Genomic DNA, 26,002 nt, shown 5'->3' with positions numbered 1-26,002 from the left:
TTAATAATGCTATACATCTATATTACTACACTTTTACTTTCTTTTGAAAGTCTTTTCCTGTATTTTCATTTTTTTGCGCTCTTCTTTTTTAAATTCTTCTTTTTTATCATGCTTCTCATAAGCTCTTATTATTCTCTGTACTAACTCATGTCTTACAACGTCTCTGTCTGTTAACATTATAGAGCCTATCCCTTGAACGCCCTTAAGAATCTCTGTAGCTTGTATAAGACCACTTTTTTTATTTTGTGGCAAATCTGTTTGTGTTATATCACCTGTAACTACAGCCTTAGAACCAAATCCTAATCTAGTTAAAAACATTTTCATTTGCTCAGAAGTTGTATTTTGAGCTTCATCTAATATTATAAAAGAATTATCAAGAGTTCTACCTCTCATAAATGCAAGTGGTGCAACTTCTATAGTACCTCTTTCTAAATATTTATTAAACTTATCAGCACCCAACATTTCAAATAACGCATCATATAATGGTCTTAAATATGGGTCTACTTTATCTTTTAAATCTCCTGGTAAAAATCCTAAACTTTCTCCAGCTTCCACTGCTGGTCTTGTAAGTATAATTCTACTAACTTCATCTCTTTTAAAAGCTTTCACTGCCATAGCCACAGCAAGATAAGTCTTTCCTGTTCCAGCAGGACCAACACCAAAAGTTATATCATTATTTTCTATAAGCTTTATATACTCTTTTTGCCCTAAAGTTTTAGGTTGAACAGCTTTACCTCTTTGAGTTATAACAATTGTACCTTCAAGTTCTTTTATCTTTTGCTCACTACCTTCAAGTAAAAGAGATAATGAATAAGAAATGCTTTGTTTATCTAAATGCTTACCATTTGATACAGTTTGATGCAATTCATTCATAAGTTTTAATGCAGAATCTACATTTTTTTCTTCTCCTATTAAAATTATATTGCCTTCTCTAAGTATTACATCTATATTTAAAGTTTTCTCTATCAATTTTACATTTTCATCAAAGTTGCCAAATAACTCTCTTTCAAAATTGCCATCTGCTATTGTAAATTTTTTTTGTATTATCAATTGAATTAATCCTCCTCAAGTTTTAGGTTAAATTTTATTAATTGTTGTTACTATTATTATTTTGACTATTGTTACTATTTTGATTACTATTATTTCCATCAGAATTATTTTGGTCGTTATTATCTTTATTATCCTCATTAAACTCATTTCTTATATCATTTATTGGTCTTTTTTGTGGATTAGAAGGAACTTCCTCTTCTCCCTCTTTTGGTTTACTATCTTCCTTTATAAATCTTTCTGCCTCTGCTTTACTAAGAGGATAAATTTTAGCGATATTTTCACTAGTTTGAACTGTTATTAAATATTCTAACATATTTTTATTAACCTTATAGCTATGTTTTACATCTATTATTCTAGCCGAAGCTGGTATTATGTATTCTAATTCTTTTAAAGCTTTTTCAGATAATTCTTTTTTCAACTCTTCTTTGTTCTTTTTCACTTCAACTTTTTTGGTTTCATAAAAAGTACTCGTCTTTATTTTTATAGGGAAAGTATAATCTCCCATTGAAAGTCTTTTTTCTTTATTTTCAACAACATAATTTTTATATTTTATATTTTTTCTAATTGTAAATTCTTTATCATAAAAACTTATTGTGTGTACCTTTTTCTTTTCTCCAGTTTTTTTATTTACAGTATCTACATAGCTTGCCTTTTTAGTAGATTCATAAAAAGTACTTGCCCATACTTCGGGTATTGATTTTGTATTAGCACCATTTAGTAAAACAGCGCCCTTTTGGACTATATCTCCAGATTTAACAACAGACTTACCACTTCTAGGGATTACCTTTTCTATTATACCATTTTTTAAAGCAATTACATTACAATAATTTGATTGGTCTGTAGATTTTAAGGATTCAGCCTTTTTTGTAACAGTAACAAATATATTGGTTCCTTTTACATTAATAGATAAATATGCGACATCATTAAATTTTGACATCATATGGTCCCTAACTTCTTTTCTGTCAATACTCTTTTTGTATACTCCTGGTCTTACTCCAACTTTATAAAGTTCACTTCTAAGAGTTTCTTTTTTTATACCTTCTGGAGATTGTATATATACATCCGTTACAAATTGTGATGTTGACATCAATAAAAGTAAAGAAACAATAGCACAAATCCACATACCTTTGTGCTTATAAATTCTTTTAATAATAAAAGGAACTCCTGTTTTTTGTTTTACCTTAATATCAAACTTACTTCCTCTATAAATATTCTTAAATTCTTTTATATCTTGTCTATTTATATTAAACTCGATTTTAGTATTTTTTATTCTAGTTACATTGTAAACATTTATTCCATTTCTTATAAGATGATTTAAAAATTGTTCAAGCCCTACTCCTTCCACAACTATAACATAGTATCCCCTTATAAAACTTATCAAGTGTATCTCCTCCTAATCAACATACTCCACATTGTATATAATTCCCTTTATACCTATCTCACTGTCAGTAATATACTTAAGCGAAAGTTTATCCCCAGATATTTTAATTGTTTTTACCTTAGTCTTTATTTTTATTAAATCAACTTCATATTCTAGTATTGATAGATAATTTTCTATACTCATAAAAGTATTACTTGTAACAGTAACAACTGGTTGATTTACTTGTAAATCAGTGGATATTTCTAACATAAGCATTACCCCCTTAATTAATTTTATGCTTAAAATAGGTATTTATGCACTTTATTGATACTATCATGGAGTAGTTTTAAATTTTTTTAGACAGTAAATACCTAATATTTAATATATTATTTAAACAAGAAAAAGGTAATCATATTGATAAAAATCAACATGATTACCTTTTTACTTTTTTGTATATAAAATATAAAAAGTATACAATTTTTTTATTAGTCTTGCTCTATTAAACCATATCCACCTGCTTTACGCTTATATACTATATTTATTTCAAAGTTATCTTGATTTCTAAACATATAGAAGTTGTGTCCTACCAACTCCATTTGAAGAATTGCCTCTTCTGAACTCATAGGTTTTACATTAAATTTCTTTCTTCTCTCTATAACTATATTTTCATCTTCCTCATCATCATAGTCATAATCATTAAATTCGCTACTATTATCTATAAAGTCAATATTTTCAAATCTTATGCTTTTATTATTTTGAACTTTGTCTTTAACCTTAGTCTTATACTTTACAACTTGTCTACTTAATTTGTCACAAACAATGTCAATTGCTGCATATAAATCTTCTTCTACGTCTTCTGCCCTTATTATTTGACCATTAATAGGAATTATTGTAACCTCCACTTTCTGTCTATCCTTTTTCGCACTTACTGTTACTTTCACTTCTGATTCAGGATCAAGGTATTTTTCTAACCTACTTAATTTTCCATCTACGTATCCTTTTATTCCGTCAGTTAATTTCATTTGTCTTCCAGATACTATTATTTGCATAAAAACCTCTCCCTTCGAGCCTTTCCAATTCTAATACTTTAATATGTTAATCTTTAAATATATTTTTGATACATTTATTATATTTAAATTAATATAATTGTATATGAAAATGATTATTTTTAATAGTCTATTCATTTTTTATTTGATATGATATTATTAAAAGTACGGGGTAATTTACAAAACCTTTACATTCTATTTATTAATAAACCATATAAAATAATTCAAAAATCCAGCATAAACCAGCCATATCAAATAAACCAAATTTATATATCCAGCTCTCTTATCTATTTTAGAAAATTTTAAAATAACTATTATAGAAACCATAATCATTATTATTATGTCTATTAAAGCTGTAAATCTAAGTCCAAATCCAAAAAATAGTATACTCCAGACAAAATTTAATGCAAGTTGTAATCCATAATAAAACACTGCATCTCTTACTTTAGGCAAGTTGTAACCTTTTTTTAATATTAGGTATGAAGATATACCCATCAATATGTACAATATAGTCCAAACAATAGGGAAGATAAAAGCTGGTGGTGCAAAGCTTGGTTTTGTAAGTTGTAGATAGTACGTTGAAATATCTGTTCCACTAATCAACATGGTCAAAATACTACTTAAATAACCTATTATTAATGGTATTGATATGTTTATCAAAAAATTTCTAATTTCCTTTACCGATATAATCAAATTTTTCCCCTTCTTTCAAAATTTTCTTTGATTATAGATATGCTCAGATATGACTTGTTATTCTCAAAAATTATAAAAAGCCTAGAGATTTCTCTCTAGGCTATATCAATCTATTGTAAGTTTTGTTTTACCAACTTATTTATAAGTTTTCCGTCAGCTCTACCCTTAACTTTTGGTTGAATAACTGACATTATTTTTCCCATATCCTTCATAGATGTTGCCCCTACTTCAGATATAGTACATTTTACAATTTCTTCTAACTCTTCTTCGCTTAATTGTTGAGGTAGGTACTCTTTTAAAACTTCAATTTCAGCTTCTGTTTCTTTTACTAAGTCTTCTCTTCCAGCTTTTTCAAATTCAACTAATGCATCTCTACGTTGCTTTAATTGTTTTGCTATTACATCGATAATTCCATCTTCATCAAGTTCAGTTCTATTATCAACTTCATACTGCTTTATAGAAGCTCTTATTAAAGTTACTACAGATTTTCTCACTGTATCTTTGTTTTTCATCGAAGATTTCAAATCCTCTTGTAACTTTTGCTTAAGGGACATCCCCTTCACCTCTTTATTCTTATTTACTACTATTTTTTAGCGTTTTTTCTTCTTGCTGCTTCAGCTTTTTTCTTACGCTTAACGCTTGGCTTATCATAGTGCTCTCTTTTTCTTACTTCTGACATGATGCCAGACATTGCACATTGACGCTTAAATCTTCTTAAAGCGCTGTCTAATGTTTCATTTTCTCTAACTCTTACTTCTGACATTTCTTTTTCCCTCCCTCCAATAGCGCAATTATGCTGGGACTGTAACTATGTTCTTTTTGCATAATATGCATTACAACCTAACACTTTGTTTATTATAAACTAAATTTTTACTTTTATCAAGTATTTTTATCAAGAAGGAACTCAATTTTTCAATAATTTAGTTTAGTTTTGTTCTGCTTCGTAATTAGGAAGCTTTTTACCTGCTAAAATATGATAGTGCAAATGCTTAACTTCTTGCCCTCCATCGCTTCCACAATTATTTATGATTCTGAATCCAGTTTGGTCAAAACCTTTCTCTTTAGCTATTTTATTAATAACAACATGAATATGTGACACAATATCCATTTCTATATCAGGAATATCAATTACACTATCATAATGTTTTTTAGGTACAACTAATATATGATATGGAGCAACTGGGTTCAAATCATTAAATGCCAATACTCTTTCATCTTCATAAACTTTAGTTGAAGGTATTTCTCCGTTCGCTATTTTACAAAATATACAATCCATTTCCTTCCACCTCCTATCTTATAAATATTATAATTTCTACATGTTATAGCAAAATTCCTTCTACATATTCATTTTTTACATCATTTATTTTTACTTTTAATATCTGACCTTGTATGTTTTTGTCACTTTCAACAACAACTCTTATATAATTTGAAGTCAGTCCTTCAAACTTATTGCCCTCTATATTTTGTTCAAATAAGACTTCTAATTCACTACCAATAAATTTAGTTGCAAATTTACTAAAGTTTTCTTTACTTAAATTTAAAAGTTGTTCACTTCTAAAGTGTTTCATTTGAGGGTCAATTTGATTTTCCATAGTTGCAGCTGGAGTTCCTTTTCTTGGCGAATATTTAAAAATATGCATTTGTGAAAGCTCTATATCTTTTAAGAAATTGTATGTTTGTTTAAATTCCTCATTAGTTTCTCCTGGAAAACCTACTATTACATCTGTAGTTATTGCTACATTTGGTATTTTATCTCTTAATCTATCCACAATAGTCTTATACTCTTCAGTTGTATATCTTCTATTCATTCTTTTTAGAGTTTCATCACATCCACTTTGAAGAGATAGATGATAATGAGGACAAACCTTCTCCATCTTTAAAACTTCATTCACAAATTCATCAGTAAACAAAATCGGTTCAACAGAGCTAAGTCTAATTCTTTCTATTGCATCTATTTCATTTATTTGTTTTATTACATCAAGAAGTTTAATATCCTTATCTTTTAAATCTTTTCCATAAGAGGCTACATGTATTCCTGTTAATACCACCTCTTTATAGCCATTTTTAGCCAATTTTTTCACTTCATCAACTATACTATCAATATCCCTACTTCTAACACGTCCTCGGGCATAAGGAATGATACAGTAGGTACAAAATCTGTCGCATCCATCTTGAATTTTCATAAATGCTCTAGTCTTTCCATTGGTTTGACTAATTTCTATTTCTTCAAATGCTTTTACCTTCATTATATCATCAACTGTGCTAACTTTTTTACTTGCATCTATCCTTCTAATCTCTTCAACAATCTTCCTTCTATCATTTGTACCCATGACTAGGTTTACTTCTTCTATATCCAAAATTTCTTCTGGCGATACTTGTGAATAACATCCCACAACGGCTATTATTGCATCTGGATTTTTCTTTTTAACTCGTCTTATATATTGACGAGATTTTCTATCACTCATATGAGTTACGGTACATGTATTTATAACATAAACGTCTGCATATTCTTCACTATTAACTTGTTCATATCCATCTTTTTCAAATAGTTCTAGCATAGCTTCAGTTTCGTATTGATTGACTTTACACCCAAGTGTATAAAAAGCTACTTTTTTCAATTTATTATTCTCCTCCTAAATCACTCAGCTCATACAAAGCTATTGTTGATGCTACAACAGAAGCTGTCTCAGTTCTCAATATTCTAGGTCCTAATGATACAGTACTGCAATTATCTTTTTGAACTTGCTCTATTTCTTCCTCAGCAAAACCACCCTCTGGACCTACAAAAATTCCAACTCTATCTATATTAGAATCACAATTTTTAAGTGCCTGTTTTATTGAGACAGTTCTTTCGTTCTCATAAGGACAAATATTTACATCATTTTTTTTCATATCTTCTAAAGCTTCTTTAAAACTTAAAACACCTCTTAAATTTGGAATTTTACCTCTTTTACTTTGCTTTGCGGCTTCATAAATTATTCTTTCCCAACGTTCAAATTTTTTATCTTCTTTTTTATCATCAACTTTAGCAACACTTCTCTTAGTTTGAACTAATATTATTTCATCTACACCAACTTCAGTTAGTTTTTGAAGTATCATCTCCATCTTTGGAGCTTTTGGAAGACCTTGATATAATTTTACCTTAAGTTTAGATTCTCTATTTATATCAACTTCTTCTAAAATTTTTAAATTAACCATATTTTTTTCTATATTTGTTATCTCGCAAATATACTCATTATTATCTTTATCACATATCTCAAGTTTTTCTCCTAGTTTACACCTTAAAACTTTTGAAATATGTTTTACATCTTCACCTTCTATAATGCAGGCTTTGTCTTGTAAATTTATATTATTTTTTTCAATAAAGAATCTATCCATTATATTCCACCCAGCCTTTTACTTTTTAAGTTTAGAAACTATCGCTGACCATTCACCTAGTTTTTGAACCTCAACTATTTCAAATCCATTTTCGATTAAGCTTTCTTTAACTTCCTCTACTTTGTCCAAAATTATACCTGAAGATATAAATATAGCATCTTCTTTCATAAAATTTTGTACATCTTTTGCAAGTATTTTTATTATATCAGCGATTATATTTGCAACTACAACATCAGCTTTATCTTTTATTACATCTGTTAAATTCCCATGCATTACAGATACATTCTCTTCAACTTTATTTTCAAGCACATTTTCTTTTGCAACTTTCACTGCAACTTCGTCTAAATCTACAGCTACAACCTCTTTTGCCCCTAATTTAGCTGCTGCTATTGCAAGAATTCCGCTACCACAACCAATATCAAATACTTTAGAATCTTTATTTACATATTTCTCTAATTCTCTAATACACATACTAGTAGTCTCATGTGTTCCTGTACCAAAAGCCATACCAGGGTCAAGCTCTATTATCAAATCCCCTTCTTGCATATCGTAATCTTCCCATGTAGGTTTTACTACTACCTTTTGACCTACTTTTGTTGGTTTATAGTATGCTTTCCATGCATTTGCCCAATCAGCTTCATTTACTTGGTCTAATGACACACTTCCTTCACCTATATCTATACCAAAATCTCTTAGTCCTAAAACTTTTTGCTTTATTATTTCGACAAATTCCATCACATTTTTTTCTTCTGACACATAAGTCTTTATCAGTACACCATCTTCTTCATTCTTTTTAAATACTTCTTCTTCTACATAATCCCAATCTAATTCATTTTTCTTTTGAAATAAGAAATCTTTTGGGTCTTCTATTACAGCCCCTCCAGCACCTTGTTCATATAGTATATTTGTTATTGGCTCAACTGCCTCTGTTGTTGTTTTTATAGTTACTTCTATCCAATTATTCATAAGTTTACCTCTCTTTTCTATATTAATTTTCCTATTTTTCCATAACTTTTATTATATCACAAATATCATACTTTTTTGTTTTATAAATTTTTTATTAGTTTATATCTACATTATAGTTAATTTACTTAATTTATAATAAATTGTCTAACTTATTTTTAGCACTTTATTTGATTATGCTTTTCCCTTAATACATTTTAAATAGTTCACATTATATTTATTATATACAAATTAGCAAGATATACATTTTAAACAAAAATTTTTGGTTATTTTATATGTTTCCTACAATAAAATCATCTGATATTATATAATTAAATTTTAAATTATTAAGGAGAATTACAATGTCAGAAGTAATATTAAAAGATATATCAAAACTTTATTCTAATGGATTTAATGCAGTAAAAAATATAAATATAGATATTAAAGATAAGGAATTTATAGTTTTAGTGGGACCATCTGGTTGTGGTAAATCGACAACACTTAGAATGATTGCTGGTCTTGAAGAAATATCTTCTGGAGAATTATATATAGGAGATAAACTTGTCAATGATATAGAACCAAAAGATAGAGACATAGCAATGGTTTTTCAAAATTATGCTTTATATCCTCACTTATCTGTTTATGAAAACATGGCATTTGCACTTAAACTTAGAAAAATGCCAAAAGATGAAATAGATAAAAAAGTTAAAGAAGCCGCTAAAATATTGGATTTAGTCCCTCTTTTAGATAAAAAACCTAAAACATTATCTGGTGGACAAAGACAAAGAGTTGCTCTAGGACGTGCAATAGTTAGAAATCCTAAGGTATTCTTAATGGATGAACCTTTATCTAACTTGGACGCAAAACTTAGAACTGCCATGAGAACAGAAATAACTAAGTTACATCAACAGCTTGGAACTACATTCATCTATGTAACACATGACCAAGTTGAAGCTATGACTATGGCTGACAGAATAGTAGTAATGAAAGACGGAGTGGTACAACAGATTGCAACTCCACAAGATGTATACGACTATCCAGCTAATGTGTTTGTTGCAGGATTTATTGGAGCTCCACAGATGAACTTTATTAATGTTACATTAATAGAAGAGAATGAAGAAATATATGCTAAAAACGAATACATTAAGATAAAATTAAATAGAGAAAAACACTATGATTTAATAAAGGACAACTATATTAAAAAAGAAGTTATTATGGGTATTAGACCAGAAGATATACATATAGGAGATAATTTTGTTAAATCTAATCAAGATACTTGCTTTAAATCAACAGTTGAAATAAAAGAGCTTATGGGGGCAGAGACCTATGCTCATTTAAAATTAGATGTAAATACAATAACAATTCGATTTGACAGCAAAAATAGAGTTGATGTTGGTGATAATTTAACTCTTTCAGTTGATAATAATAGAGTACACTTATTTGACAAAGAAACTGACTTAGCTATAAGATAATAGTATAATCTTATTTCTAAGGAGACTTTATGGAAGACTTGAAAAGTTTTTTTGAAAAACAACTCAATAAAAAAATAAATATTTACCCTTATAAAAATCAAAGTTTAGATGCCAATAGTCATTTAGTTACTTTTAATGATACTGTTTATGTTATTGATTTTTTAGATGAAAATAACTTAGATAATCTAAATGGTCACTTTTATTTAATTTATCAGCCACATATAGATTTTGAGTATCTAAAAGGTATTTTTTATAACTTATATGATGATATAAATACAATTCAACATAGTAGTTTTTTTGTAGTAAACTCTAAGTATAACTTAGACATTAATGTAACTACACAAAATATAATTGAAACTGAAACTTATCAAAGTACTTATATTTTCTATCTTGGTGAGTTAGATAACAAATCTGATTTTAATTTTAGATTGCAGTTATGCTCTAATTTACTATCTTATATTGTAAAAGATAATGCTAAGGATAAATTTTTAAATTTATTTGACCTTATTAGGTATAAAACTTTAGACTTAATTAGCAAAGACGATGTACTTAATAGACTGATAGACTTCAATAAGATAAAATCTATTGATGAAGAACTTCTATCTACAGGAATAAAATTTATAAATAATGACTTAAACATCTCTAAAACATCTAGTGATATGTTTTTACATAGAAATACACTGGTATATAGGTTGGAAAAAATTAATGAAATACTCAACCTTGATTTAAAAAACTTTGAAAATGCAATGATTTTTTATCTAAGTGTAAAATCTTATTTTCTATATAAAAAAAATTAACTGCTAAATCAAGCAGAAATGCTAACTCACATTTCTGCTTGATTTTAAGTTAAAATACTATATACTTTATCAAATGTTATTTATCAAATATTCTCTCCTTTAAACTTGTAAATATTTGATAAGATATCCTTTTTTATAAATAATATCTTTAATCTTATTGAATCTATTATTTCTTTAATACATTATTTCGCTTGCTTTAATTGTTTTGTAAAAACAAAGTTTAGCAAAAAACTTATTGTACCTAAAATCACCATAACATATCCTAAAATTTTAAATTGACTTGATGTTATAGTTGCTTCAAACACCATTCCAAGTAGTACAGTAGCAAAAATTGAACCTAAATAACGACTAGTTTGAAATAGACCAGAGGCTGTACCTATGCTCTCAGGAGGACTTTCTTTAAACATTGAAGATTGTAATGCTACATTACCAACTCCATAACTAACACCTGCTAATGATAAAATTATCCCCTTACCTATTACTGGTATTTGAATAAAGATTAATGAAAGAAGTATTGCACTAATCAACATAAAAATTGATGACACTATAAGAGGTACTCTAGTTCCAGATTTGTCTATCCATTTTCCAGTCAATGGAGATATGAAAATTCCTATACCAGACATGAACAACATAAATAGACCAGTTGACCTAGCACTGTAATGTAGTGCATCTTGAAAATAACTTGGAAGACCAAAAAATAAGATATAATTGAAGAAGTTTAATATAATAAACTGTAAATATACCTTTGATAACTTAGGATTACTCATAAAAAGTTTAATATCTATAAAGGGTAATCTCGTTCTCAGTTCATGCCAAATAAAAATGCACATCAAAATTAATCCTAATACAAATTGCTCTAAATTAAAAGACTCCTTAACTGATAATAAGAATAGTAATATAAAAATCATTGCAATTGAAAATAAAACTATACCAACAACATCTAATCTTGATAAAACATTCTTAAAAGTCTCTTTTATACTTTTTTTCTTTTTTATTTCTTTTGGAAATAAAAAATATCCTAGACAAATGGCAACCATAACAATTGGTATATTTACAAGAAATATAGCATGCCATCCACCTAAATCAAGCAATACTCCGCCTAAAGTTGGACCTAATCCTGCTGTAGTTGAAGCAAAAATAGTTAAAACTGCTAATGCAGAAGATTGTCTTTCCTTTATATTATTTTGTATAAGAGCAACTCCAGATGGATACAATGTACTTGTTCCAATAGCTTGAATTACTCTTATAAAAATCAATATAAAGAATGATTGAGTAAATGGTACCATAAATGCTGAAAAACTTACGAGTATTAAACCACTTAAAAATAAAACTTTTCTACCTATTAAATCTCCAATCTTTCCTGAAACTGGCTGTGCAATAGCACTAGCTAAATAAAAGGCTGAAACCATCCAAGACACAGTTGTAAAACTAATATTAAAATCGTTTTGTATACTATGTAATGCAAGTGAAATCATAGATGAATTAAGAGGATTCAGCATAGTTCCTGAGCCTATAGCCACTAAAAAAAGAGTTCTTTTAGCATTTATCTTACTCATATATCATGCCCCCAATATTTTTGATTCATTTATCTTATAAAAAAGCTGCTCCTATAATTCCTGCATCTGAACCTAGGGTTGCACATACAATTTTTGCTATATCTTCTTTTTTGTATAAAACAAACTTTCTTACCAATTCTTCAATCCCATCAAGTATTATATCACTTGCTTTAGAAACTCCTCCACCAATTGATATAACTTCTGGGTCTAATGTATTTATTGTATTTGCAAATGTTTTTGCTAAATAAGTTTTAAATCTAGTTATTACTTCAATTGCAACTGTGTCGTTTTCTCTATGTGCATCAAACACCATCTTTGCATTTATTTTTTTTAAATCTCCTTCTGCTAAATCTAAAATCATACTTTTTCTACCTTCTTGTATAAGTTTTTGAGAATATTTTATAATGGCAGTTGCTGAACAAAAAGTTTCCACACAACCATTATTTCCACAATTGCAATCAAAATAGTTTTCTCCTATTACTTGATGCCCTATTTCTGAGCCTAATCCATGGGCTCCAGAAAAAACTTTTTGATTAATTACTATTCCTCCACCTACTCCAGTTCCTAAAGTATATAAAACTCCAACATCTGCACCTTTCATACTTCCAAACTTTGATTCTCCAAGTGCTGCTACTGTTGCATCATTTTCTCCATGAATTTCAACATTTGGAAACCTTCTTTTTAGTTCATTCTCAAAACTTTCTCCATCCCATTTTAAGTTTACACAAGTTACTAAGCCTTTTTTATTTATAAACCCAGGTACTCCAAATCCAATAGACTTTATCTCTTTCATCTTTAGATTGTTTTCTTCTAACAATTTATCAATCATTATTTTTATATCATCTAGTATTCCTTCAAATCCCTTTTCAACCACAGTTTTACATTCTGTTCTAAAAAGTATCTTTCCTTGATTATCAACCACACCTGCTTGTATGCCTGTTCCTCCAATGTCTACACCTATATAATACATCTTTCTCACCTTTCTCTTTTAAATTTTATTAATATATATATATTATCATGTCTATATTATATTAAAATGTAAAACCATGCAAATCTTTAATAATATCTTTAATACAAAACAAAAACACCTTCCCATAGTATATTTTCACTATGAGAAGATGTCTATTTTTATAAATTATTTCAATTTATTAGATGTCAAAACAAACTATATTTAAATCAATTATTTTAAACTTTTATCTCGACTTATTTTTTCGTACTAAACAATATTTTTGCAACTATATATCAACCAAATCTTAAATATATTTTTTACAAACATAAATTAGTTTTCCATAACATAATAAGTTGCTTTTATTATTCACCAATCTATACTAAAAATCTTATACACATAATATATATATTTCTTTACATATACATATATTTGACTAAATACATATTTCTTTACATACATATCTAGCCTATTACCTAACCATACATACATATTTCTTTACATATGCACATATCGAAAGCACTTTTTCACGTAAATTTTTCTAACTAAATTATAAGCAAATATGCAATTTGTAAAAGTTTTAATTCTTACAAATAACTTTAAAACTTAGATGCTTTGGCTATACAATATGACTATTTTACTACCAAAATTTTAAGTCTAGGCAATTCCAATAATTATCCCAGCTTTTGAGTTTTTCCAGTACTTAATATAGCACTAAAAACATCTAACTTTATTTCATAGATTATAATTGAGTTTTCTTCATCATTTGGCTGTGCCACATCCGTTCCCACTGGAATCACCCCTTTCTCTTATTTGATTATATTATAGCATATTAGATATGTAGGGACAAGCATTTTTTCAGAAAATTATTTATATTCAGTTTTATTTTTTGTCTATCTTATAGCATGTTAATGTAATTAATATTTATACAATTTACTCTTTACATATATAAACAATAGAAGAATATTTTGAATCTAAGTCAGTCTTATATATAGATTTTAGATTTTTAACACTTATAGTATACTCTTTTCCAGATTCAAATTTAGCCTTTATATTCACTATAAAATCTCTTTTAGAATCTACTATAATATCTTCTACTTGAACTACTGGGTCTATCAAGTAGTTCAATCCATCTTCTGCTAATACCTTATCAAGTGTCATATTAAAAGTAAGAGAAATTCCATCATTATTATTATCAACTGCTTCAAGTTTTAATTTTGGCTTTTCTACACCACCTGCACAAACTGGTAAACTTCCTCCTTGTATACCAGAAGCCATTGCGCTCAATCTACATTTTATAGATGGTTCTTCACAAACATTATATTCATTTCCTGTAGCATTTTCATCTGATATTAATCTACATAAATCTCCCAATTGCTCATATCCTCTAAGAGTTAAAGTCATCCATTGGTCACCAAACCATATTTTTCTACTTACAACACCAAACGAATAATAATCTGATGGTCCTGTCCCTGACATTTTGTCACTATTTTGTGGTACTCCTCCATAGAAACGACCTATCCCATGACCAATTGCCATAGCAAGACCCTCAACATCTAAGTTTTCCATTCTAACTAATCCACCAGATACTAGGACAGTCTTTACTCCATATTCTTCAAATGCATATACATTTGGTTCTATTCTATCCCATTCTAAATGTATATTTATATCTGGATAAAATCCTTTAAATAGTTTTATTAAATATTGGATTGCATTTAAGCCCAATGTCATATGTATTGGAAATTGTGTGCCATTTTGGAATATATCATTTGCTTGTTCTCTTGTAAATAGGGTATGTGCAGATGTTATAGTTCCTTTATATCCAAATTTATATGGTGAGAATTTTTTATTAATGGCCACCTCTGTGTTGTCCTCTTTATGGAAAAGTAACACACCTCTTTCTTTCACAAGATGTTTACATGCTTTCATATGTTCTTCACTTCCTATAATAGGTAATTCATTGTAGTTTTCCACTTTTAGATTATCCTCTAAATCTTCAAAGTGAAGTTGAAGTGTATAATCCCCACAAACTACTCCACCTGCAATAACTAAATGTTTGTCAGCACTTCCCTCAAAATTAATATCAGTTGTTATATGATGAACTCCACCAGTATAATGACCTAAACTTGCAGTTAAAACAGGTACTTCATTTCCATCTTTGTCAATTAACATGTCTCCAGGTTTCAATTTACCTGCCACAGTAAATTTTCCATTAGCAAGTAAAAATACGTGGTCTGCAGTTACGATTAATTCGCTCTTACCATTTTTTATTTTCTTTTCTAACTCATCTGAACTTTCTTCATCTAAAGAACGATATACAATGTATACCATTGATGGTTGTTCTCCACTTTCTGTCCCTGTACTAAATTGTACTTTTACAGGCTCCCATGCAAGATTTATTTTTTCTCCAGCCTTTTTTATAGAACCTCCCAATACCTCATCACCATTTTTAATATTTTGTACTTCTACTTCTCCATCTGGTATTGCAATGAAAGTACCATCTGCAAAGCATGAACAGCAGCAACAACAATCTTCTAAATTCCAGTCTTTATTCTCCATACGTTTAGCTATACAGTCATCAATTAAATGTTCTGTAGAAGATGGAAGTGTTTCTCCTGTCTTACTATTCCTACACATTACCACATGTACTGCTTGATATATTCCTTGGTCTCCACATGAATCATGATATGCCTTTGAAGTAGAAAAATCCATACAATGCATTTCTAAACAAGCCTTTAACTTTTTTTGCTCCAAACGTCTTTTACATTCATTATAATCATAGCCCATAGTAAAACACTCCTCATTATTTTAATTTTCTAATAATATTTCTCTTGCCACTTCTTCGTTGTTCGATTTTAATATATAAATAATTTGTTTAAGATATTTAAATAGATACTCTAAGTCTTCTTTACTTGTATTAAGACCAAAACTAAAACGTATTGAAGCATAGTGTTTTGTGGTTGCTCCTATTGCTTCAAGTACATGAGAAGTTTTTATCCTTTTTGAACTGCATGCAGACCCAGGAGAAACACTTATACCTATATTATTTAAACTTCTTATAATCGCATGACTATCAAGAAGCGGAAAGCCTATATTTAAATTATTTGGAAGTCGATTTTCAAGAGACCCATTCACAATATAATCTGGTTCAATTTTTTCAATCTCTTCTAAGAAAAACTTTCGTAATTCTAAAAGTCTATTTGATTCATCATTCATTTCATTGTAAGCAAGTTTAGTTGCCATTCCTAAAGCCATTATATAACCTACATTTTCTGTACCAGCTCTAAGTCCATATTCTTGTCCTCCACCATGTATTATTGGAACTAAGCTTAATCCATTTTCTACATATATTCCACCAATGCCTTTTGGAGCATATATTTTATGTCCTGAAAATGTAAGAAGTGAAATTCCCCACTCCTTAGGTTTTAAAGGTATTTTACCAAAAGCTTGTATTGCATCCACCATGAAAGGTATATTATAACCTCTACATATATCTCCTATCTCCTTAATAGGATTTATTGTACCTATTTCATTATTTGCAGCCATTACTGATACAAGTATTGTATTTTCCTTTATAGAATTTTTTATATCTTCTGGTGATATCCTTCCCAATTTATCTACATCTATATAGGTTACCAAAAATCCAAGTGTTTCAAGATATTCCATAGTTCTAAGTACTGATGGATGCTCAATCTTAGTGGTTATAATATGACCTTTTTTATCCAAATACTTAAACGCTATCCCTTTTATGGCCAAATTATTTGATTCAGAACCTGAGCCTGTAAGATATATTTCCTCTGTATCAACCATTAAACAGTCTGCTATTGTCTTTCTGGAACTATTTATAATATCGAAAGTATAATGTCCTTGTACTGTTGAACTACTTGGATTAGCATAGCCATAAACCCCATCATAATAATCTTTAAGTAATTTAACTATCTCATCACGAATATAAGTTGTTCCATTTGAATCTAAGTACACTTCTCTAAAATCATTTGCTTTAATTTCAGCACATGGTTTACATGATTTAGCTTCAGGATTTTTTTTCTTTTCTTCCTCTATATAAGAACCATACTTATCTTCATAATCTTTTTTATTATCTTCATATACAAAACTTATTTTAGATTCTTTAATTATGTTATCAAGTTTAGAAAATAATGTGCTATCTAAAAATTCTTTTTCAACTTCTTCATCTGTATAATCTAAAGCTGGATTCTTTATAAGATGTTCAAGAAAACTTTGAACATTTCTACATGTATGCAGATTATGTGCATATGTACTATCTTTTGCAATACTTAATAAAACCTGACTTGATATATTATCTTTTAACCCAAATAAATTTCTAAATTCTACACAATAGCTTTGTATATTTTTAATAATATCCATTTGTATTTGCCTTCTTTCTAATATGATTTAAAAAACATAATACTGACTAGATTTACCAATTTAATCAACTTAAAAAATTTTACTTTCATAGTCCAAAACCATTTCTATTCCATATAATTTCTTACCATCAATATGATTATTTTCTTTAAGAAGCTTCTTTAAATCCTTATCTTTTTTCATTTTTTCTAAATCTATCTTTATACTCCATTTGCCTTTAATATCATTCATATTTAAATTGATATTATTTACCATTCCAATATCTTTATTTAAATTGATTACAGTCTCTTTCATACCTAAATTTTCAATTGTTATGAAGTCTGATTTTATTGGTAAAACAATATCTTTTAATATATCTAACTTCATATATATAGCTTTAACATTAACTTCTCTAAAGAAACTAAGTTGGGATAATGAAATGTCAAAATTAAAACTCTGTAGTTCTTGATTATCACATTCATTTATAAACATATTCCATTCTGTAGAAAATATCTGTTGTAAAGGAAAATAAAGTCCGCCTACATATGGATAACTTTTAGATAACAATTCTATAACCTTTTCTTTTAAATTTGAATCCTCAAGAGCTGTATATTTTACATTGATTATTACATCTGATATACTATCAAAATTAAACCTATTCGTTTCTTTTAACATCTCAAGTTCCCAGCTAGAAACAACTCCTGTACCTTCAAATGGTAAGTATCTCTCATCATTAAAATTAAGCAAGAACATTCCACTATCATCAATACCTTTTGATATGGCAATTTTTTGATTAGGCAACCAATTTTCTCTAATACCTTCTTTTGGTTTATTTCCAATTTTATTACCCAACAGGTAAGTTACAACTTCCAATAAAGGTTTTGTAACAACACTATTGTTTTTCTGAACTAATGTAGCTTTAATATTTTGAAATGGACCAACCACTGCTGGCACAGATATAGATATACTCTTAATTTTTCGTAAATAATGTCCAGGGAAATCATAATCAAACATTTTTTCAGTCAATTCAAAACTACATTTTCCAAATGATTTGAGATTTAATAATGCTTCAGGACTAATCATTGCCAAAGATATAGTTTTTTCTACTTCTAGACCCCTCTTATTTTTATTATAATAGGATGCCTCCATCTGACTTAATGCTAATTGAAGTCCTTCACCTGCCAAGAGTCCCTTTCTCATACTATCCCAATTGTTAAAATTTATAAATTTATCATCGCAACCAAATTCAAGTTGATAAGCTTTCTCAGCTACATGAGCCATATTTAATCCTATTTGGTACATTTGCCAATATATTAAACTTATTCTACCTACCATCCAAGAATATAAATCTACATTATTAAATTTATTTTTTAGAATATTATAAACTTCATTACCCTGTAAAATTGTTTTCTTATGTATTTCAAGCTCTTGTTTTGCGCTTTGGACTTTTATTTTAAGAGTCTCAATCTGTTTCTTAATATTCTCAATTTCATAATTAGCTAATTCTTTGTTAAGTGTCCAATCTTCTTCTCTTCTATTATATCCAGCCATTGTTAAAGAGCGTTGTGCTTCATAATTTGAGATAGATGCCCCTATTTCTGCTGCACCTGCCATTCCTTCTAATACAGCTCCTAACTGCTGTCCTCCATACGTCATGGCAAAAGGAGAACCTACTTGTGGAACTGCATATCCAATGCTTGAAGATGTTTTAAATATATTTGCATAAACTTGGAAAAATAAAGCTACTCCCATTGCATCTAAATTTGTTTGTTCTTCTTCTGAAAGACCATCTTTTATTGAATTCTCATAATATGTTTTCTTATGTTCTGCACTCTTAAGGGATTGATCCATTGACTTAATAGTTTCATTTATCTCTTCTATTTGCTTCTCTTTTGTTACTGTAACCATATTTAAAATATTGTTTTCTTGTATTGAATGAAGCACTGCCATACTTTCTGCATCGTTTTTTTCAATTGTATTTAATAAACTTGTTCCAAGTTGACATATATGCCCTGCAAATTCCTTTGCTTTTTCAATTAGAAATGAAAAACGATAATTAGAAAGTTCTATATCTAGTGATTCTGCTAATGAATTTACATTATTGATTGAACTTGCAACCCTAGAAAGTAATTCTGGTGAAATTGGTGGTTGATATAACTCCAATAATCTCTTTTCACCTTTAATATTCATTGAATGTCTAATCTTATTTAATCTATCATCCACTATATCCCAAAGTTTTATAAGTTCCTCATTTTCTGGTATTCCAAAATAAACATCTATATTATTAAACCCTAAATCAACTTGTATATCTGAATTTATATTAGATATATGATTTTCAAGGTCTATCAGAAATTGAGGTATACCACCTGGACAATCTTTATATTTTGTCTGTATAGACTTAAATGTTTCTACATTTTTTTTGTCATGTCTACCTAAATTAACTGGTCTTTCTCCCAATAAGCTTGATGCTAATATATAAAGCATCGTTGCAGAAGTTATAGATTCCCATGTATCTTGCATAAATTGTTTATCAGCCCACTCTATTATATTTTCTATATATTGAATCACAGTGTACTTTTCATATGCTCCCATTCTTAGTCTAGCAATAGCATGTGGGTTAAATGGGTCATTATTATAAACTTTCATTGCAGGATTACTGTCATCTAAAGTATCTATAAATTCATCTAAAACATGAGTACGAAATAGTTGGAAATTCCAATAACAACTTGATGGTGTAGCTAAAAGCTTATTCATCAATATATTTCTTACCATGATTATCATTTCATTATTTAAACTGCATTCTGTTAAAAAACTAAGTTCTGTATTTAATTTAAATTCTGGGTTTACTCTTCCATTAGCATCAATAATAGGATATGCTGGATTACCTATTTTTTTAGTATTTAAAACTGACAGTACATCTTCAGACATTTTATCAGTTATTATATGCTCAGTTTCTTTTGAAAAAGTATCTTTAACTATTTTTGTTTCTGGATTTGTTGGATTAAATACATATTGATACCATCTTTGCGCTTGAGCATAATTTTGATTATTTCTCAGATTATGAGCTAATAACATCGGTGCATGATAAAAAAGTTCCCAATAGTATTCACCATAAAGCCCATCAAAATCTACCTGTACACCATCAATTGCACTTGGATAGTTTATATAATCTTTGTTTGGTTCAAATCTATCAAAAGGTAAAACAGGAACAACTGGTATATTTTGAGAATTAGTACTAAGAAGCATATCAATTCCACCTATAAATATACGTTTTTGTAATATTTTTGTTGCACCTGTTGACAGTCTAGTTATATTAAATTTATATTTAGATAGGTCTGACATATTCTTATCTTCATATAAATTTTCATATTTAAGTGTTACTGGTACAGGTGAATGAACTAGTTTTTCATAAATATCATAAATCTGATTTACCTTAATAATACCTTTCTCTATTTGATTTTTTAGAATCAACTTAACATCTGGATATGTTAAATTATTTCCATCTGCTCTACCATGTGAATCTATAATTTTATAATACTCAAAAGTATTGTAAATAGTTTCTGATACACTCTTACTAATATCCTTATTTACAAAACTATATTTATTTACTATTGGAAAATTCATCAACATCCTATAGATAGATTTTTTTGTTGTGTCATCCAACTGAGCATTACTCAATATTATTTCTATTATGTTGTAATCTATATTCGAAACTTTAACTATATTATTTTCATCCAATAACCCATAATTTTTCAAAAGTTTTATACATTTTATTGATTTATCATAGTTAAGACCAAGTGATAAAAAAGAACTTACACTTGCTGGTGGTCTTGTAATTATTAGCCCATCTGATAACATGCTAAACCTTGGAACTGAAATTTTATCCTCTGGAGAAATCATAAATGTTTCATCTACATTGTCAAACACAAAAGAACCAACTTGGTTATATATAGGCATAACAGAAATATCCTTTTGATTTATATTATTAAATATATTTAAACCACCAACATGGCTAAACAATACTTTTTGTATATCTAAAAGTTGATTAGGACTAATTTCTTTTGATACAATCCTATTTATAAGCACTATTTCCAAATCTAATGTACTGAGATTTGATTTTAATATCTTACCATTATCATCAATTATCTTACTTGTTTTTAAATCATTAAAAATCTTACTTGATAAACTAAATTCAATTGTATCTGATGTAAAAGAATCTGACTCAACAAAGCTTTCCTCTATTTGATGCGATAAGTCTTTCATATCGGATAGATAATTATCATAAATTACACTTTGAGAATAAACAATCCCAAGCTTATTATTAAATTTATCTATAATAGGTTTATAAGGTATTTGATATTTATTTTGTGAGTATCTATCAACCAATAAAAATTCATTTTTTAATAATAGTGGTTCATTGTTCATATTCATATTAAATGAATATTGATGTTGAATAGGTAAGTAACCCGTATTATTTGCTAAAACCAATCTATTAAAACTTTCCCCTATTTCACTTAACTTGGATTCAAAACAATACTTATTTGTACCATCATCATTGATTTGCTTTATTTCAATTACCTTTCCAGATTGATTTGCAAATGGTCCATAAAGTATATTTATACGCTCAAAATCCTTTGATTTTTTATCAAACGCTTTAAAATTAGATGCATTAACGGAAAATGCATTTACTTTAAGCCAAGAAATACTATCCATTTCAAAAATATTTTTAAAAGGCAGTTGATTTTTTATTGAATCCTTGTCAGAGTAATCAGTATAATATACCAAATCTTCTGATAATATATTTTGAGGATTTACCCACTTCTGTTGAATATTTAAAAACGAATAGTACATATCCATTTTAAATGTTTTGCTATTATTAGATTTACTTACTGAGCCCACCACATCTATGGATGTACTTTGATTTTCTTTTAATTCCACCCAGAATATGAATAGTTTGTTAAATGCAAATACTGGAGTTATATAGTGTGAATTTATAGCTAAATCTATTTTTTTCCATTCAGTCCAAGGCATCCCCTCTTCTTGATAACAATAATAATATATATATGGTTGTTGACTTGTTCGTCCAAATAAAAATAAGGTACAAACATCTCCACGCATTGAATCTTTATATGTACAACGATATGAACTTGCTATAGTCAATTTTGATATATTTGAAAATTCTTCTATATAATCATTATAAATTGTCTCTATATATGCATCTGTTATTTCAGATTGAGATAATGCACTTTCTAACTTATTAAATATTTCTGACTTTGTATGTCTTATTGATGGTAATAAATAATTTTCTGGATACACAAAAATTTTTCTATTCGCTTCCCACATTCTATAATTCATAATCCAGGACCACCAAGATTCAGGTATATTTAGTGACTCTACTCCTTTTTCCATTTTTAATCTACATCTTTGAAGATAAAGTTGAGTAGCATTTAATGCTTCTACTATATAAGAAATCTGCGTAGAATCATCCATTTCTACATCAATTAATAAATACTTATAGACATCATTTGATGTTTTAATATCTACAAACTTTTTATTGAGAGTATACAAAGTGATACTAAGCAAAATATCTCGTTTAGAACCTTCTATAATTGCTTGTAATTTTGTATTTATCGATTTCCATTCTTCTATACTGTATGTCCCTTTTACTTTTTGTACTGCCATATTCGAAATGTCAACATATTTAGTCCAATTTTTTTCTTCATCCAAACCTGATAATGTAAGAATATTGTCTATAAATGCATTATCAGACTTTAATTTATTAACTATGTCAAAACAGCTTTTTAGTTTTTTTATCAAAATCACTAAATTTTGTTCTTTTGAAAATTGCTTCGATATTAACTCATCTATTTGAGATTTATTCCAATTAGTTGCTATTGACAGATATTTTGTACTATTTGTTTCTTTTTTTGCGCTTGATTCAATAAAATTAAGCATGTCATAATCTACATCATCAAAAGTATATAAATACTCATTAATCAAATAAAAATTCATAATATTATCTATAGAATACAACTTAAAATCATTTTGGAAACCATAATAGTTCGGATACTTAATAATACTTTCAACAAGCTTATAATCTGGTGCTATTTTAGTTACTAAGTTAATCCATCTTGAACAACATCTTAATACCTCTATAACATAAAACTTATATTTCTCAGGGTTAGAATAGTTTATAAATGCTTCTGTCCAATATTTTATACCCTCAGGTAAAACAATTGACTTTTTAAACACAATCACTAAATATTTTAATAACTCTTTTTCTGTACCTAGATAATCAGACATCATTTCTATAATTTCATTTTCTATATCTAAACTTGAATCTTTTTTTATGCTCATACATAATGACTTTAACCAATTATCAATACTATCTTCTTTGAATATTTGCTTTACATACTGACTTTCTTCTCCATTTATAAAATAGTTAAAGTTGTATACGTTGATTTTAGAATTTTCTATAAAACTTACAACATTTTTAATGCAATAAATATCATCAATAGAAAAAACCTTTTTAGTATCTAAGTGGCATAGCTTAAGCAATATTATATAGGTTTCAATTTTCATTTTAAATTTTCTTGCAAGTAATGAGTGTCTATATAAAGCTGATAAATTATCTACAGTTAATTCTATATCTGCATTTAAATCTATGTTTGCATTTTCTTTAAAAATTGTGATAGCTAAAAAATTTAAATCTTCAATTGACATAATTAAGCTACTGGAAAGCCATCTTGAAATTTTAATATTATTTTCATCAATTTTAGCAGGATTCCAAAGTTTTAAATTGTCTATATATAGAGGGTTTAGTTTATTGTTTTTAGGATGATATGTAGACTCAGTTTTTTTAGTTTTACAATTATTATATATGACATCAAAAGGTACTTTTGACTTTAATAAGTCATTGCCTTCTCCATATGTTTTTATTGGAGCAATAAGTGCACATAAATCTATTACATCAAGTTCCATATCGCTCGATAATTTTAATAAACGGGATATATCTGTAATAGTTTTTTTTGATATTTCTATATTTTTATCATAATAATGAATTGAGTTTATCATCCAGTCTAAATCCATAAAATTTAAAGAAGTTACTTTACTTAGTCTTATAAATCTATTTAATCTATCGAGAACATCATTATTGATGTTTTTAATTGAATTTGATAGATTATTATTTTTATTTTCCTTATTGTCATCAATATACAAATATTTTTTGTCTAAAAGACCTTGATTTATATAAAAATTATGTGCTATATTATTATCTTTTTCGTTCTGTGAAACATTTTGCATTAGTAATTCTTCAAGTTGATTATATTTTAATTGTGTTACTTTTAGTAATGTTTGTGTATTATTTAATTCTGCTAATTTAGCTTTATCACTCATACCATAATAGTTTGCTAATTGATTATCATCTTTAAAACTCTGTGTTAAAATATTATACTGTTTTAATGAAATACCTAACCTTTCTCTCTCAACTTCGTTTTGTTCTATATCCCAAGTTTCATATATGTCACTCAAATTTAAATTTTCTTGATTTAGATATACTCTTATCTGCTCCAAGTTTAAATTAAATGGGAGATTAAATGGATACACAGTTTTTGTAGCAAGAACCTCAAATATACTTGCGTCTTTTGTATTAAATAAAGTTTTAATACAATCATACAAACGTTCATTTACTATTTTTAGATATGGAACAAGATTATTTGCATTTTCACATGTAAGAGGTATCTCTTGTAAATCAGGCCTTCTATAATTTAAACTCAGGTCTTTATCAATAGTATGCTCATTTGGTTTAGTTATATATTTATCTATTATTCTCATTAAATCTACGAAATACGCAGCAGGTCCAAATATTGATTTACAATCTTCACAATCACAAAAATCTAAATTTCCGAACATCTCTTGGTAACTAGGTAATTTTTCAAAATATCTAATTGTATCATCACCTATTGTATTTACTTTGAGATTTCTAAAATATGGAGATGCAACTGTTGTTTTTATATTTACTAAGAGATTCATTACTTTATTCTGTATTGATATTGCATTTTTATAAATTTTCCTAGCAGTTTCTTTGCTTATTTCTAGTTTAGTTGAATATGTATTAACAAAATACTCTTCTTCCATACTTGCAATTTGTTGAGCTGATATTAAATCATTTTCAATCAACTTTGAATGTATACCTTCTGACGCATGCAATTGATGTAATCTTTTTTGTATCATAAGGTTTTTTAAAAACACTTCTTTATTAACTCCATCTAAATTTAATTTATCTAAAGTTTCTTTTTTATGTAACTCAATATCCGATAATTCAAAATCTGGATTATTACCATAAAAAACATTGAGTTGCTCTTTTTGTGTCAGCTTGTCCTTATCCATAGTATTCTCCTT

Annotated in this window: 18 protein-coding genes; 2 read left to right on the top strand and 16 right to left on the bottom strand. The window is 27.9% G+C overall.

Annotated elements, in window-relative coordinates; translation table 11 throughout:
* Positions 1 to 33: 33 nt before the first annotated feature.
* From IC214_RS11660 to prmA, 11 genes are all read right to left on the bottom strand, one after another.
* Positions 34 to 1,050, bottom strand: coding sequence for a PhoH family protein (locus IC214_RS11660; RefSeq protein ID WP_227482837.1), 1,017 nt, complete (start codon positions 1,048 to 1,050; stop codon positions 34 to 36).
* A 37-nt stretch (positions 1,051 to 1,087) separates the two neighbouring features.
* Positions 1,088 to 2,431, bottom strand: coding sequence for a sporulation protein YqfD (yqfD, locus tag IC214_RS11655; protein ID WP_227432591.1), 1,344 nt, complete (start codon positions 2,429 to 2,431; stop codon positions 1,088 to 1,090).
* Positions 2,432 to 2,443: 12 nt separating this feature from the next.
* Positions 2,444 to 2,680 (bottom strand): YabP/YqfC family sporulation protein, encoded by a 237-nt coding sequence (locus IC214_RS11650; protein ID WP_227432590.1) that lies wholly within the window; start codon positions 2,678 to 2,680, stop codon positions 2,444 to 2,446.
* Positions 2,681 to 2,895: 215 nt separating this feature from the next.
* The gene (gene hpf, locus IC214_RS11645) at positions 2,896 to 3,459 is read right to left on the bottom strand and encodes a ribosome hibernation-promoting factor, HPF/YfiA family (protein ID WP_227432589.1); all 564 of its coding nucleotides are present in this window, start codon (positions 3,457 to 3,459) and stop codon (positions 2,896 to 2,898) included.
* Between the two features lie 192 nt (positions 3,460 to 3,651).
* Positions 3,652 to 4,149, bottom strand: coding sequence for a TspO/MBR family protein (locus tag IC214_RS11640; RefSeq protein WP_227432588.1), 498 nt, complete (start codon positions 4,147 to 4,149; stop codon positions 3,652 to 3,654).
* Between the two features lie 110 nt (positions 4,150 to 4,259).
* Positions 4,260 to 4,703: a GatB/YqeY domain-containing protein gene (locus tag IC214_RS11635; protein WP_227432587.1), complete on the bottom strand. Its 444-nt coding sequence runs from the start codon at positions 4,701 to 4,703 to the stop codon at positions 4,260 to 4,262.
* Between the two features lie 29 nt (positions 4,704 to 4,732).
* A complete protein-coding gene (gene rpsU / locus IC214_RS11630; protein ID WP_003416618.1) occupies positions 4,733 to 4,912 on the bottom strand; it encodes a 30S ribosomal protein S21 in 180 nt (59 codons plus the stop codon).
* Between the two features lie 162 nt (positions 4,913 to 5,074).
* Positions 5,075 to 5,425 carry a histidine triad nucleotide-binding protein gene (locus IC214_RS11625; RefSeq protein WP_227432586.1) on the bottom strand — a complete coding sequence of 117 codons (351 nt, stop codon included), beginning with the start codon at positions 5,423 to 5,425 and terminating at the stop codon, positions 5,075 to 5,077.
* Positions 5,426 to 5,468: 43 nt separating this feature from the next.
* Positions 5,469 to 6,767, bottom strand: a complete 1,299-nt coding sequence (gene mtaB, locus IC214_RS11620; RefSeq protein WP_227824174.1) for a tRNA (N(6)-L-threonylcarbamoyladenosine(37)-C(2))-methylthiotransferase MtaB — start codon at positions 6,765 to 6,767, stop codon at positions 5,469 to 5,471.
* 4 nt (positions 6,768 to 6,771) lie between these two features.
* On the bottom strand, positions 6,772 to 7,527 hold the full coding sequence (locus tag IC214_RS11615; RefSeq protein ID WP_227866683.1) for a 16S rRNA (uracil(1498)-N(3))-methyltransferase: 756 nt from the start codon (positions 7,525 to 7,527) through the stop codon (positions 6,772 to 6,774).
* Positions 7,528 to 7,545: 18 nt separating this feature from the next.
* Positions 7,546 to 8,493: a 50S ribosomal protein L11 methyltransferase gene (prmA, locus tag IC214_RS11610; protein WP_227432583.1), complete on the bottom strand. Its 948-nt coding sequence runs from the start codon at positions 8,491 to 8,493 to the stop codon at positions 7,546 to 7,548.
* A gap of 338 nt (positions 8,494 to 8,831) precedes the next feature.
* On the opposite strand from prmA, the gene IC214_RS11605 reads away from it, so the two are divergent.
* On the top strand, positions 8,832 to 9,941 hold the full coding sequence (locus IC214_RS11605; RefSeq protein WP_227866682.1) for a sn-glycerol-3-phosphate ABC transporter ATP-binding protein UgpC: 1,110 nt from the start codon (positions 8,832 to 8,834) through the stop codon (positions 9,939 to 9,941).
* Between the two features lie 29 nt (positions 9,942 to 9,970).
* Positions 9,971 to 10,738, top strand: coding sequence for a helix-turn-helix domain-containing protein (locus tag IC214_RS11600; protein ID WP_227866681.1), 768 nt, complete (start codon positions 9,971 to 9,973; stop codon positions 10,736 to 10,738).
* A gap of 182 nt (positions 10,739 to 10,920) precedes the next feature.
* Here the strand turns inward: IC214_RS11600 and IC214_RS11595 are convergent, their stop codons facing one another.
* From IC214_RS11595 to IC214_RS11575, 5 genes are all read right to left on the bottom strand, one after another.
* A complete protein-coding gene (locus IC214_RS11595; RefSeq protein ID WP_227482842.1) occupies positions 10,921 to 12,294 on the bottom strand; it encodes an MFS transporter in 1,374 nt (457 codons plus the stop codon).
* Between the two features lie 34 nt (positions 12,295 to 12,328).
* Positions 12,329 to 13,264: an ROK family protein gene (locus tag IC214_RS11590; RefSeq protein ID WP_227835334.1), complete on the bottom strand. Its 936-nt coding sequence runs from the start codon at positions 13,262 to 13,264 to the stop codon at positions 12,329 to 12,331.
* Between the two features lie 909 nt (positions 13,265 to 14,173).
* Positions 14,174 to 16,027 (bottom strand): hypothetical protein, encoded by a 1,854-nt coding sequence (locus IC214_RS11585; protein ID WP_227866680.1) that lies wholly within the window; start codon positions 16,025 to 16,027, stop codon positions 14,174 to 14,176.
* Between the two features lie 21 nt (positions 16,028 to 16,048).
* Entirely contained in the window at positions 16,049 to 17,626 is a 1,578-nt protein-coding gene (locus IC214_RS11580; RefSeq protein WP_227824180.1) for a cysteine desulfurase family protein, read from the bottom strand.
* A 69-nt stretch (positions 17,627 to 17,695) separates the two neighbouring features.
* Complete coding sequence (locus IC214_RS11575; protein WP_227866679.1) at positions 17,696 to 25,990, bottom strand: neuraminidase-like domain-containing protein; 8,295 nt, start codon at positions 25,988 to 25,990, stop codon at positions 17,696 to 17,698.
* Positions 25,991 to 26,002 lie beyond the last annotated feature (12 nt).

Source organism: Clostridioides sp. ES-S-0190-01, from assembly GCF_020658275.1.
Taxonomy (GTDB): Bacteria; Bacillota; Clostridia; order Peptostreptococcales; family Peptostreptococcaceae; genus Clostridioides.
The sequence above is the reverse complement of the archived record's forward strand: the minus strand, read 5'-3'. Positions and strand labels throughout refer to the sequence as shown.